This is a genomic window from Paenibacillus sp. B-A-8, assembly GCF_048572915.1.
In the GTDB taxonomy this organism is placed as follows: Bacteria; Bacillota; Bacilli; order Paenibacillales; family Paenibacillaceae; genus Paenibacillus_AQ.
Genome location: NZ_CP183882.1, coordinates 2,178,267 through 2,192,049, shown reverse-complemented (window position 1 = coordinate 2,192,049; position 13,783 = coordinate 2,178,267). Strand labels below are relative to the sequence as shown.

The window sequence follows — 13,783 nt, the reverse complement described above, 5'->3', positions numbered from 1 at the left end:
TTTCCTATGTATTTTATTACTCCCATGTTTAGGAAATCATATCAACCCTAACTCACCAAAATCTCACAAATTGTCGCGTAATGCCGAAAAATACAAAAAAAGCAGTGAGATTTCTCCCTCTGCTTTCCTTTTTTATTAATATTTCAAACTAGATATGCAGCTACACGCTCTTTAAACTCTGCTGAAGGGACCAGCCCCAGCTCAGTACGATAAGCCCCCTCGAATTTCTCATAAAGTCGTGCAATCTTTTCTTTATTTCCGAGTTTGGCATAAACATCAATCATTTGCTGGTTCATTTCTTCATGCAGCGGATATAAGCTTAAGAACTTTTCTAGTCGTTGCTCCGCTTTATGCCAGTCCTGAGCAGCACAATCATTGTCTACCAGCAAACGAGTGCATGTTGTGAAAAACTTGCAATACGCTTCCTCCAGCGATATCTTCCATAGATAAGGCTTTCCGTCCAGCAGAGGCCCCTGATATAAGTTACTGAGCCGCTCCATTTGCGTAGTGTTCTGTTGTCCTTCCGCTATTTCTAAATGAAATCTTTGATACTCAAGCGCATCATAGCTTTCGTTTCCGGTCTCCAGCATATAACCATCGTTCATTTTGCGGATTTCCATACCGAAGTCCTTTTCCTTCAGCATTTTCTTCAAGAGGTATATCGTATTATACAGATTGGATGCCCCTCTCTCATCCTGCATATCCGGCCACAATAAATCCATTATCTTCCACTTACTGATATAACGACCAGCATTACATAGGAAATAGGCGAATAATTCCTCTGCTCTACGTGTTCGAAAATGAATAGGCTTCCCTTCTGAATCACATACTTCGAATCCACCGAAACAGCGGATCATTGGCTCCGTTTTCTTAGGCTCTTGTATCACCGCCGGTCTCATTCGTTTAACAAGTCGTTCAGTGACCCTATGGATTGCTTCGGGTGTGATCGGCTTAAGAATATAATCCAGTGCACTTACTTCGAACGCTTCCAGTGCATAATTTTTGTAGGCGGTAGTAAATACAATTTCCGGTTGATGCATCAGCTTCTGAATTCTGCTTGCCAGCTCAATCCCGTTCATCCTTGGCATTTCAACATCTATAAACACAACGTCCGGTTGTAAATCAGGTATACACTCCAGTGCCTCCAATGGATTAGAAAAGGCCCCGCTAATGGTATAATCTGAATTACGACCGATCAGTACCTTCATCAAATTCAAAATCGGCTTCTCATCTTCAACAATCACTACACGAATCATCGTGCTTCTCCCTCCATGCTCCCAAGGCTTGCTGGTAAATACATCGTAACTTTGGTTCCGAACCCAAGGTCGGAATGAATGGTAAGGGTGGCTCCGGGGATAGCGCCTATACGCTTTCGAATGTTATGGATACCGATGCTGCCATCTAGCTGCCCGTCTCCGGTTAATTGATATAGCAGATCATCTGGAATACCTATACCATCATCTTCGATGATAACTTTCATATAGTTACCGCCTGCTTGAACCGTGAGCGAAACTCTGCCCTGACCCTCTTTTTCAAACAACCCATGTCTGATCGCATTTTCGACAAACGGCTGAATACATAAGGAAGGAATCTCAACAGAACGTAGACCCTCATCCATTTTAAAAATAAAATCGAACCGCTCTCCAAACCGAGCTTTTTCGATCTCCACATAAGCTTGAATCAATTCTAACTCCCGGTGTAACGGAACAACTAAAGTGGACCGATCCATATCGAGAATATAACGAATGTATTGACTTAGCATGGATAACAAATAAGCGGCTTTCTCTCCATCTGTATAACAGAAAGAGATTACACTACTCAGTGCGTTATACAGAAAATGAGGCTTAATTTGTGCTTGATGAAAAGCATACTCATTTCGTATCGCTTCCTGTATCGATGTTTTCATAGCAATCAGCGTCTGAATTCTCGCCATCAGTGTCTCGCCATCAAATGGCTTAGTGATATAATCATTCGCCCCAGCCCTGAAGCCAAGCGCTATATCCGTTGGTGCGTCCTTAACTGTAGCAAACAGAATAGGTAAATCCAGAATGGAGTAACGTACCCGTAATGTTCTACATAGCTCAATTCCTGAAATACCCGGCATCATGACATCTAATATGACTAGATCCACATTCGGGTATTGCTCCATTTTGTCTATTGCTTCATTCGCTGAAAACGCAGTAATTACATTATAATGATGCCGTCTTAAAATGTTCAGCAGAATATGGATATTAGATGCTTCATCATCCACAATTAGGATTGTATATCCGCTTTGATCTACAATATCAAGCGAGGTCTGCTCAAAATGCGCGTGCTGTCCCGCCCCTGTAGCTGCTGCTTCGAGGTAGCCTGGAATCCGCTCTATTTTGGGCAATGTGAAGATCATTCGAGTGCCTTGGCCAATCTCAGACCAATCTACCCTAATCTCACCACCCATCCGTTCGATGAGCTTCCGGCTAATGTACAAACCAACGCCCATTCCTGTGTAGCCATCTTGCGGAAGAGGTTTATCGACCTGTTCAAAATATTCGAATATGGCCGTATGCATATCGGGGGATATCCCAGTTCCTGTATCTTCCACCGCGACAGTCACCGTATTTCCCTCTACATAAGCTTTTATCTGAATTAATCCTTCATCCGTATGCTTGATCGCATTGTGAACTAAATTGTACATTACCTGTCTTAGTCGGCTATCATCTGCAAGCACCCAAACATCGGGTTCCACCTGATTATCTAATCTCACCGATTTTCCCGCAAGTTCAAACTGCAACACATCAAATACAATTTGGGAAGCCACTCTTAGATCAACCACTGTCTGCTGTAATCGTAATTCTCCATGCTTCAAAAGACTAACATCAATCAAATCCTGAATAAGCATAGACAGCTTCGTAGAAGTGTCCTTAATCAACCAAAGATTCTGTTTCTGTATCGGATACAGATTATCTTCGCCATCTTCTAATAAAAAGGATGTCATATTCATAATGCCATGCAATGGGGTTTTGATCTCATGAGATGTGTTCATCAGAAATTCATCTTTAAGCTGATTCGAGACTAGCAGCTGACGGGACAGCGTTTCCGTCTTGTCGTAAGCGTTGGAGAATCGTACAGCTAACATAATATTGAAGAAAACAATAAAACCAATCACTCCGCACTTACCCAACAAATCGGTCTGCAGAGCATTTTCAGAATAGAGACTTACATCAATGAAAAAAATCAGGAGTGAAATCGCACCGCCAATGAACAAAAACAATTCTTTTCGATCCGTCGTTTGGCTCTGACTGCGAACATATAAATAGATCATTCTCACAATAATTGTGATCATAACGACTCCAAGATAAGTAACAAATACATATTTCATACGAATGTGCACATCATACGGCAGTACCAAAACCGAAAACAAGTAAAAGACAAATGGAGATAACACGATCCTCATCCTCTTACTTGACATCAACCTAGACTCCACCGAGCAGTAAAACATAATAATGATGATTGACCCAACAAACTGGCTTATTTCCAACATCTTATAGGTTGATTCAAAAGGGAAATGGGGTAATAACTGTTGAAATATCTTCTCTCCATATAGAGAATTATTCATAGAAAGAATAAGCAAATATAAACCGCTGAGCAAATAGGCTTTTTCTCTACGCCCGACAAAATAGAAGCTGAGATGGTAAGCACCAAACATCCCCAGAATCAGAATAATTCCAATGTCAGTGCCGATCTGAATACTGTTCACTTTTGTAATATCGGCTTGTGCGCCCAGTGGGATTGAATTCACGATCCCCCCAGTGATAAAGTTGAAATTAGAGACTTGAATTAATATTTCTATCTCTCGGTTATTAGATTGAAAAAATACCGTATACGGAGTATTCCCAGGCTTAAATGACTCACTTTGTGTTGAAGGAACCCCGTTCTCTCCCTCTTGCTTCCCATTGATAAATAACTTTTGAGACATGCGTATACTTCGTATTTTTAGACCAAGGATCTCATCCGAATCTTGGACTAACACTTTAAGTCGATAGGTGCCAGCACCCTTTCTGTCCATCCCATCTTCTAAGCCCTTACCTTTCCATGTGCCTGGGACAGAAAGATATGTAGATTTCTTATTACTGCTTTGCTGAATCTCAGAGGGACTCAGTAATTCATTCTCATAAAACTCCCATTCTCCGTCTAGATCAACTAGTCCTTGTTCCTCAAAATCCCACTTCGACAAATCCAATACGCCCTGCTTGGCCACCGGGGTTACTTGACCCTGAATTGTTGGGGAAATAATACTTACTAATAGGGAAATCGCGAGGATAAAAAACAGCCCCATCCCGACTATTCCCCGATATTTCATCGTCCTCAACCTTCAGGCTCCTCTCTATGCGAGTAATTCTACTATCCTACCCCACTGCTCTCACAAAAATCTCTCAAGTTCCTGATTGTTAGTCGCTTCCAATCACTCTCATAAATTGTTACCATTACTCAGTATAATCGGCACTCAGGTAAGCGTCTATCTAAGACTATTTGTACCGGATGGATAGAAGCTGACAAAATAGAAAATTGCAATCGCCATTCTTCGATTTGAGCGAGCATCCGTCCGGGCACAACGGCTTCCCAAACCTCTCCTTCCAGATCCTTAGTCAATTCCTTAATCGTTCCTTGATGTAGTAACTCCCCTCGTCCCATCATAAGCACCTACTTGGCGATATGATCAACGTCGGATATGATATGAGCAGATAAAATTACGATACGCTTATTTATATTAGAATCCATAATTTCCATATAAAAAAGCCACCCAGAACACGGTTCTGATTAGCCAAAAATAAGATACGATACAAATACGCCTTACCTATCCACCCCAAGCATCTCCAGCCCAAGCCGTACACGAATATCTTCGGTATTCTCTGTTAAATAAAGCGCGTAGGCCTTTGTGATCGGCATGTCTAACTCACATTGAAGTTGAAATAGCCTCTGTTGATCGAGATACGGCTGTGCAATAGATCGGGGTAGAAATCCAAAGCCTTCTCCTAGTAGCAGCATGTCCAGCATAATCATCGAGTGATCGGTCTGAAGTGCAGGCACATAGCCTGGTCCAACTATACTGGAAAACCATTCTGGAAATGGGCCTCCCCACTCTAAATGACAATACTCACGCTGAAAAAAATCCTCCTTGCGTATAGATGTCTCTCTTAATTGCGTGGAAACCAGAACAATCTCATCGTCAAACAAGAAGTGTTTGGTTACCTTGGGGTGTTCCGGCGGGTCATATTTAATCGCAATTTGTACAATTCCATCCAACAAAAGATCACGAATCATATAACTGGAATCAATATAACTTAGGAATTTGATAGCCACCTTCGGATGATCACGTCTAAATGAAAGAATATGCTCCAGGTAATAATAATGCCATACGGACCCAGGCCCACTTAAAATGATATAGTTCTCCAACTCTTCGGATAGAGTCACCTTGCTCTCTTCAAACAAACGAAGCATCCGCTCAGCATATGGAACAAAGGAAATCCCTGCTTGCGTTAAGCTAACATTCCGATTATCACGTGTAAGGAGCACTTTGCCCACGGCGTTTTCTAATGCTTTTATTCTTGCGGTAACGGCGGACTGGGAGATATGTAGATGTTCTGCGGCCTTGGTGAAATTTCGGATTCTGCATACTGCCAAAAAAGCTTCTAATTGAGATAAGTCCATGGATTGCACCCTCTATGATTCAAAATATTAATGATTGCGATCTATAAAATTCGTTATACAAATTATATGTATTCAGTTATGATTTCGCTATATTTTTAAACTTAAAAGTGCTGGAGGAAAAAACATGAATAATATTGTAAGCATTGAACAACTATTTTCGATTGAAGAATCTATAGATGAGCTTTCAGAGCTACTTATACAGGTCGTGGAGGATGGAGCCTCCATTGGTTTTTTACCACCCTTAGATGCGTCAGACTCTGTCTTATACTGGCACAATGTTTTGGCTCCCGATGTGATCCTTTTTGTCGCAACAATGAATGAGATTATCGTAGGAAGTGTACAACTACATTTAAGTACAAAAGCAAACGGAACACATCGAGGCGAAATCGCAAAGCTGATGACACACCCTAATTATCGCCGGAATGGTATTGCTCGTTCACTAATGCAAAAAGCTGAGGAAAGAGCTACGCAGGAAGACAGGTCTTTAATCGTGCTGGATACAAGAGAAGGTGACCCTTCCAACCTCCTTTATACTTCAATGGGCTACATACAAGCTGGACGTATACCATACTATGCAATATCAGCTAACGGTGAATTACATGCGACGATCTACTATTATAAAATCATTGGCTAGACACTTTGAACTTAGCAACATTCAATAAGGAAGCGTGGACTGTCACCAGATTTCAACCGTGAAAAACGGTATATAATCAAGAAATCTGGGGACAATAGCGGCCGGAAGTCCAAGCGTTCACCGCAGTCACACAATTACCTTAATAGAAAAATTTAAAGTTCAACTAATATAGACATTTATAAAACACCAAGTTATAGTATTGATAACACTTTTAATAACCTTTTTCAAAAGTCTAGAGGTGAATAAAATAAACCAAATCGCAAACAATTCTATTCGTGTTAAAAAGATAAATCAGGAGCTTATCAAGCAAGCCTTAAAGTCGATGAAAGAAGGAACCAAATCAACGATTGCTAGCGCCACCGGATTAAGTATTGCCACTTGCGGAAATATATTGAATGAACTTATGGAGACAGGTGAAGTCATTGAGACGGAGCTGGAGGCTTCCAATGGAGGTCGGCCGGCTCGAAGATTCATCTATAATGTTGATTTCTCCTACATCGCATGCATCTATGCCAAAATTGAAGATGGGCTACAATCCTTAACCTATACAGTAACGAATTCCGTTGGTCAACGTGTCGATGGCGGATATATCAAAGCTGAGAGTATTGATGCTACGACCATAGATCGTTTAGTAGGCACACTAATTCAAGCCTATAACAACATCAAAGCCGTTGGTATCGGAATCCCGGGACTGGTTCACCAAGGTGTCATTAATATTTGTGATATCAAGACTTTAATTCATGCTCCCTTAGAATCACTCCTCAGAGAGAAATACGAGGTTGAAGTCACGGTCGAAAATGACATGAATCTAACCGTTTACGGATTCTATAAGCAGCAGGATTACGAAGAGGACAAAACCATAGTCGTGCTGACCTTTATCAAAGGTGCCTTTCCGGGTGCAGGGATGATGATCGACGGGCATATCCACAAAGGAAATACTAGATTCGCGGGCGAAGTCTCATTTTTACCTTTTGGAATCTCGCGTGACGAGCAATTCATTCGTTTAGGGCAGACAGAAACATTTATCCCCTTAGCAGCTCACACCATTGCCTCATTGACGGCAGTTATTAACCCTGAGACGATAGCGCTCACAGGCGAACAAGTTAGACAAGAGGATATACCACATATCTATCAAAATTGTCTGGCATTCATTCCAGACGAGCATATGCCTCATCTAATTGTGCTGGATCACTCTGATGATTATTACATGAACGGATTAATTGCGATCACGCTGGAAAGCTTGACCTATTCGTTGCAACTGGTTGAAAAGCGCCGCTAAAACTAACAAGAACTTCAGGAGGAATTACGAATGGCAACAAACAAAGAGAATATGATTGCAGGAAAGCTTTACATGGCGGGCGGAGAAGAATTAGCTAAAGATAGCAAAAGATCCAGAATGCTCACCCGTCTATTTAACAATACGACGGAAGAACAAGGCGAATATAGAGTAGAGTTACTTAAGCAATTATTTGAGTCTACGGGCAAATCATTGCATATTGAGCCGCCTTTCCGCTGTGATTATGGCAGCAATATTACAGTTGGCAATAACTTTTATGCTAATTTCGACTGCATTATCCTGGACGTAGCAAAAGTAACGATTGGTGAAAATGTTCTCTTTGGACCCAGAGTAAGCGTGTATACCGCCGGCCATCCCATTGATGCGGACGTTCGTATTAGTATGCTCGAATTCGGTACACCGATTACCATTGGAAACAATGTGTGGGTTGGCGGAAATGCCGTAATCAATCCTGGAGTAAATATCGGCAACAATGTAATCATCGGCGCAGGTTCAGTCGTGACTAAAGATATCCCTGACAATGTAATTGCCGTGGGGAATCCTTGCAGAGTGCTAAGAGAAATTACGGAGGACGATAAACAACACTGGGAAAAACTTAAAGAAGAGTACTATAGAGACACCGAGCAATAAAGATACCCGATTCTGGAGGTTCTCACGTTGAAAAAGCGCTTTGGCGGATTTAATAAGGTTTATGCCATGCAATTGGCAACGATCTTTTTAGGGTTTATTGTGTTTGGGATATCCGAAAATATTAAAGGGCCAGCCATTCCAAGAATTCAGTTTGACTTTAATTTGGATGAAAAGCAGCTAGGTACCCTGCTATCCCTAAACGCACTAGGTTATTTGATCGCCTGTTCTTTTACAGCTGTATTGGTTCGCAAGTGGGGGATCAAGGCTGTCAGTATTATTGCTTTCGCATCCATGATATTCTCTGGCGTTCTAATTTACATCTCACATAGCTACCCCCTCTTCTCGGCTTCCTACTTCCTGATGTATATCGGAAACGGAATGCTTGAGATTGGACTTGCCATTCTGGGAGCACGTATCTTCGTTAAAAATACCGGGACCATGATGAACTTATCCCATTTCTTTTACGGGTTTAGTTCCACGTTAGCTCCACTTCTGGCTACAGGGCTAATGACGGTAAGTATATTCGGTCATACACTTGATTGGCGTGGAATGTATCTAATAATGCTTAGCTTGTCTTTACTCCCTATTCTATTTGCCTTACGGAGTACGTTTCCGGGTGACGATCTTTCGCATGAGGACCGAATTCCACTAAAATCACTGGTCCGTGATCCGGCTTTATGGCTAATGGTTCTAATCCTGTCCTTCGGTGTAGTATCGGAGCTTGCCGTAGGCGGATGGCTCGTAAATTTTCTTGAAAAAGCATACAAGTGGGATACGGTTACAGCTTCTGGAATGCTGTCCACCTTCTTTCTCTGCTTCTCGTTAGCAAGACTCCTATTGGGGCCGGTTACAGATAAGATTGGATTTAATCTATCGCTCATTATATTTTCAGCCTTCTCTGCCCTGTGTACCTTTGCCGCAATTTTGGGTGGAGAAAAATTCGCCTTTCTATTCGCCGCAGCAGGGATCGGTATTGCGATGATTTATCCTACCGTTATGGCTTTTATCGCGAAAAGGTACCCTCACGGCAGTGACACCGCCATCACATTTACAGTTACGTTAATGGGAGTGGGTAGCGTAATCGGCAACTATGCTATAGGTGCTGTGATCGAAGGTGTGAAGCGGCTGTACGGTGCGGAGACGCAAACAGGCTTGCTGCGCGGACTTCAAGCTGGCTATGGATTTATCGGATTATGTGCGGCGATATGCGCCATATCCGGCTGTGTGCTCTATCGTTATTTACATCGCCGCCAAGAACTTATATAACCTAATAGTTGTTGCACTTATTTCAGCTTATACATGCCAAAACCTGCCGATTTAATGGCAGGTTTTTTTATTGAACTATGTTCTCGCTACCCTTGCTAGGTCAGCTGATGGACTCCGAGCTATTGAGCTGTAGAGTTAATTGTCACGTAGATCGCAGCCCTTCCGCCAGCTTCATTATTTTTCTAACAATCTGCTCTTCTCCGTTACCCACCCGTTCCGTTGCTACTTCTCCCAAGGCTATATGTTCGGCAACACAAACCGAGTGTGCGGATTGTCTAAACATTTCTATGTCATTAGCATCGTTGCCAAAAGCAATAAATTGCTGCGGTTCTACGCCCAATCTTTGTAGTCCTGTCCATTTGTTTACGCCTTTAGGGCTTATATCAATAATGTCCTCTTGTCCATGTTTATAGATCACAACAGGCATTCTATGTAGCTGCTCTATTAACTGTTCCCCGTTCAGACTACTCAAAAAAACTACTTTCACAAGCTCATCCAGCTCAGACGGACTAACATTTTTGGCGCGTTGCTCTGGATCTACATTTCTACGAATGGGATGGTCATGGGAACCCGAATACGCATAGTCCCAGTGACTGTCAATCAAACAAGTCGCTTCAAATTCTTCAATTAACTTCAATATCCTATCCGAAGTCTGCGAGTCAAAATGTATGGTCGAAATCACCTCTCCATCCTTTGCAATAAACGCGCCATTCCCCCCTACCATAGGACAATGATGCATATGGGCAGCCCCATAGTTGCACTTTATACAATTAAAATATCTCTATCTGACGTCAACACCCATTTAGTTGCACATTGTACACTTATTTAATAGAAAATGAAGAAAATTGTGTGTGATCGGGATTTTTAGTTGTACGAATTACACTTATTAATCGAAAATAGTAGCCGTCCCCTCATATAGTTGTACTTTTTACAATTAAAATTGCCCTACTGTGCCAGTGAAACTTTAGGGTTCAGACAAAATGCTAGGCACATTGGGAAAATTGACATGATGGGAATAGGCCATCTGATCATCTCTCTTACTTATTTAGTGGATTTATAATCTCATTTAGAGCGGAGAAAGGCGAGTTTGGCTATTGAAGCTGAGCTTCTCTCATTTCGTAATTGCTCCACCGTCCCGGCGAAACTGCTTCGGGGTCAAGCCCGTGTATTTTTTAAATAACTGTGTATAGTAACTTTGGCTGCAAAATTTAAACATCAAAGCGATTTCGGAAATAGACTGATTCGTGTGAATAAGAATCGACTGCGACTCCTCAATTCTACGCCGGTTGATAAATTCCGTGAGCGGCATGCCCGTTTCACGCTTGAAGCGGTCGGACAAATAACTGGGATGCACACCGACATGCCGAGAGATCAGGCTAAGGTTCAAATCTTGAAACAAATGCTCGCGTATAAAATATACGGATAGATTGACAATATGTGAATAGTGAAGATTCTCCTTTTGCTGGCGCATCACTGTAATGAATTGCAGGACCATTTCATATTCGTATCGATGAAGTGCCTCAAGCTCCGTCGTAGCCTCCACCGCACGAATGAACGTATCACTCAGCTGAAAAGCTGTCTCAGGGTCAACACCACCCCGGATAATAGCACGTGTAAACAAGGTGCAGGATGCAATCATAGCGTTTTTCTTGGAGCGCAGCGGATATCGGGCTAGCGTAGCAGCTTCCATTGCGTTAATTCTATGCAGTGCTTCTAGTGCTCGGTTCTCGTCACCGAGTCGGATTGCTTCCAAAAGCTCATGTTCATAATCCAGCGGAGGATGGACAAATCCCTCTGAAAGATCCACAGAACGTGTGGACCAATATTCCGGCAGTTTATGTTGTCCTTTAAGTTGATCCATACGTGCTAACCTCACCTAAAAATTTTGATAATATCCTAAATAATTTAGTATAATTCTAGCCCTTTCAGACTTAAAATTCAATTCATAACCATCAAGGGAGGAAACATAAGCATGAGCTGGAGCATTGCCAATCAGGGATTGTCGGCAGATACCCTGCTGAATTTAGAAAGTATTTTTGCGCTGGGGAATGGATATTTGGGCGTGCGTGGCAATTTTGAAGAAGGGTATTCCGATAAAGAAATCCGCAGTATCCGCGGAACATATTTGAACGCCTTTCACGATGTGATTGACATTCCCTATGGGGAGAAGCTATTCGCCTTTCCAGGTACCCAGCAAAAACTGGTTAATATTATAGATTCCCAAGGGTTAAATATTTATATAGGCGAAGATATGGAGCCATTTGCACTTACAGCAGAGAGTGTCCTCGCCTATGAGCGTAACCTCCATCTGGACAAGGGATACTCGGAGCGTAAAATCCACTGGAAATCCCCCTCCGGTAAAGAACTCAAGCTGCATTTCCGTAGACTCGTTTCTTTCACTACCCGTGAACTTTTTGCCATTCATCTGACTGTTGAGCCTGTCAATTTCAATGGCCCAATCCAAGTTGTATCTCGTGTAAATGGCGATGTTAGCAACTATACGAACCCGAATGACCCGCGTGTAGCTGCAGGACATTCCAAACGACTGAGCGTAGTAGCGTGCGAAGCTCGGGGTGAATATGTATGCTTGGAGAATGAGACGATGGCTTCGGATCTGCGAACCTCCTGTGTCACCCGTCATGAATGGGTAGGTGACTGGCAAGTTGAAACTCAGGCAGGAGAAACCGATGCTACAGTGACTGCAACCTCCTCCTTGTCTGGGCCACTATCGCTGACCAAATGGAATGTCTATACCGATACACTACGACATGAACAAATGCTTGTGGATACCGGTATTCAGGTACAGGAATCATTGAAGCACCTCTCCTTTGAAGACATGCTGGAACAGCAGGCGCATTATTTGGCTGACTTCTGGAAGCGTTCCGATATAGTCATTGAGAACGACTTGTCGCTTCAGGAGGGTATACGTTTCAACCTTTATCAACTGCTGCAATCAGCCGGACGCGACGCGCATAGCAACATCTCTGCCAAAGGTTTATCCGGAGAAGGATACGAAGGCCATTATTTCTGGGATACGGAAATTTATATGTTCCCCGTGTTCCTAATGACTTCTCCTGATTTGGCCCGGCAGCTCCTATTATACCGGTACTCCAAGCTGGGGGAAGCACGGGAACGTGCTAAAGAAATGGGCCATGCCCAAGGGGCATTGTTCCCATGGCGGACGATCTCAGGTACGGAATGTTCCTCCTTCTTCCCTTCCGGCACAGCCCAATATCATATCAGTGCCGATGTAGCCTATAGCTATATCCAATATCATCTGGCGGAAGAAGATGACGCCTTTTTGCTCCAATACGGCGCAGAGGTGCTATTTGAGACCGCGCGGTTGTGGATGGAAATCGGTCATTTTTACGAAGGTAAATTCCACATTGACGAAGTAACCGGTCCAGATGAGTACACTTGTCTGGTGAACAATAACTATTACACCAATGTAATGGCCAAACATAATCTAAAATGGGCCGCACGCAGTTTCGCTCGGCTTCAGGAGTATGATAAGGTTGCCTTCCAAGCGCTGTGTATCCGACTGCATGTTACTGAACAGGAAGCGGATAGCTGGCTGAAAGCGGCGAATGCCATGTTCCTCCCTTACGATGAGAAGCTAGGCATTAACCCGCAGGATGATACTTTTTTACGCAAAGCAGTCTGGGATTTCGAGAATACACCACCGGAGAAACATCCGCTGCTGCTGCATTACCACCCGCTTACCCTGTACCGTTATCAGGTCTGCAAGCAAGCGGATACCGTACTGGCTCATTACTTGCTGGAAGACGAGCAGTCGCAAGAAACGATTCGCAAATCGTATGATTATTATGAGCAAATCACTACCCATGACTCTTCTCTGTCCTCTTGCATATTTAGCATCATGGCCTCGAAAATCGGGTACAAGGACAAGGCGTATAACTACTTTATCGAGACTGCACGACTGGATCTCGATAATACACACGGCAACACCAAAGACGGATTACATCTCGCTAATATGGGTGGAACGTGGATGGCCATTGTGTACGGTTTTGCCGGAACACGTCTTAAGGAAAACGGCCTATCGCTCGCTCCGTCCCTACCAACTGGCTGGCAGAAATACAACTTCCGGCTCACCTTCCGCGGGCGTCTCATTGCTGTAACCATTCGCGAGGAAGGCGTGGAGCTGGAATTGTTAGAGGGTGAAGCACTTGATCTAATTCTCTACGGCCAATCAGTGACTCTGGGCAACAATAAAACGTTAACTCAGGCACTACAAGCCTAATTCATAA

11 protein-coding genes are annotated in these 13,783 nt (G+C 43.0%); 5 read left to right on the top strand and 6 right to left on the bottom strand.

Going from position 1 to position 13,783, the window contains the following annotated elements:
- Positions 1 to 143: 143 nt before the first annotated feature.
- From ACN6MV_RS09395 to ACN6MV_RS09380, 4 genes are all read right to left on the bottom strand, one after another.
- Positions 144 to 1,256 carry a response regulator gene (locus ACN6MV_RS09395; protein ID WP_042125914.1) on the bottom strand — a complete coding sequence of 371 codons (1,113 nt, stop codon included), beginning with the start codon at positions 1,254 to 1,256 and terminating at the stop codon, positions 144 to 146.
- Complete coding sequence (locus tag ACN6MV_RS09390) at positions 1,253 to 4,339, bottom strand: ATP-binding protein (protein ID WP_042125912.1); 3,087 nt, start codon at positions 4,337 to 4,339, stop codon at positions 1,253 to 1,255. Before ACN6MV_RS09390 ends, ACN6MV_RS09395 begins: the two co-directional genes overlap by 4 nt.
- A 128-nt stretch (positions 4,340 to 4,467) precedes the next feature.
- Complete coding sequence (locus ACN6MV_RS09385; RefSeq protein ID WP_419886217.1) at positions 4,468 to 4,674, bottom strand: hypothetical protein; 207 nt, start codon at positions 4,672 to 4,674, stop codon at positions 4,468 to 4,470.
- A gap of 156 nt (positions 4,675 to 4,830) precedes the next feature.
- The gene (locus ACN6MV_RS09380; protein WP_419886216.1) at positions 4,831 to 5,688 is read right to left on the bottom strand and encodes a LysR family transcriptional regulator; all 858 of its coding nucleotides are present in this window, start codon (positions 5,686 to 5,688) and stop codon (positions 4,831 to 4,833) included.
- Positions 5,689 to 5,812: 124 nt separating this feature from the next.
- Between ACN6MV_RS09380 and ACN6MV_RS09375 the strand changes: the two genes are divergently transcribed.
- The 4 genes from ACN6MV_RS09375 (at position 5,813) to ACN6MV_RS09360 (ending at position 9,515) form a co-directional block, all read left to right on the top strand.
- Positions 5,813 to 6,322 (top strand): GNAT family N-acetyltransferase, encoded by a 510-nt coding sequence (locus ACN6MV_RS09375; RefSeq protein ID WP_419886215.1) that lies wholly within the window; start codon positions 5,813 to 5,815, stop codon positions 6,320 to 6,322.
- Positions 6,323 to 6,560: 238 nt separating this feature from the next.
- On the top strand, positions 6,561 to 7,601 hold the full coding sequence (locus ACN6MV_RS09370) for an ROK family protein (RefSeq protein WP_419886214.1): 1,041 nt from the start codon (positions 6,561 to 6,563) through the stop codon (positions 7,599 to 7,601).
- 30 nt (positions 7,602 to 7,631) lie between these two features.
- On the top strand, positions 7,632 to 8,249 hold the full coding sequence (locus ACN6MV_RS09365; RefSeq protein ID WP_042125906.1) for a sugar O-acetyltransferase: 618 nt from the start codon (positions 7,632 to 7,634) through the stop codon (positions 8,247 to 8,249).
- 66 nt (positions 8,250 to 8,315) lie between these two features.
- Positions 8,316 to 9,515 carry an MFS transporter gene (locus ACN6MV_RS09360; protein WP_419886731.1) on the top strand — a complete coding sequence of 400 codons (1,200 nt, stop codon included), beginning with the start codon at positions 8,316 to 8,318 and terminating at the stop codon, positions 9,513 to 9,515.
- A gap of 142 nt (positions 9,516 to 9,657) precedes the next feature.
- Here ACN6MV_RS09360 and ACN6MV_RS09355 read toward each other — a convergent pair whose 3' ends face one another.
- Together ACN6MV_RS09355 and ACN6MV_RS09350 are read right to left on the bottom strand one after the other, a co-directional pair.
- Entirely contained in the window at positions 9,658 to 10,254 is a 597-nt protein-coding gene (locus ACN6MV_RS09355) for an HAD family hydrolase (RefSeq protein ID WP_052414532.1), read from the bottom strand.
- Positions 10,255 to 10,626: 372 nt separating this feature from the next.
- A complete protein-coding gene (locus ACN6MV_RS09350) occupies positions 10,627 to 11,376 on the bottom strand; it encodes an AraC family transcriptional regulator (RefSeq protein ID WP_042125904.1) in 750 nt (249 codons plus the stop codon).
- Between the two features lie 111 nt (positions 11,377 to 11,487).
- Between ACN6MV_RS09350 and ACN6MV_RS09345 the strand changes: the two genes are divergently transcribed.
- The gene (locus ACN6MV_RS09345) at positions 11,488 to 13,776 is read left to right on the top strand and encodes a glycoside hydrolase family 65 protein (protein ID WP_419886213.1); all 2,289 of its coding nucleotides are present in this window, start codon (positions 11,488 to 11,490) and stop codon (positions 13,774 to 13,776) included.
- Positions 13,777 to 13,783 lie beyond the last annotated feature (7 nt).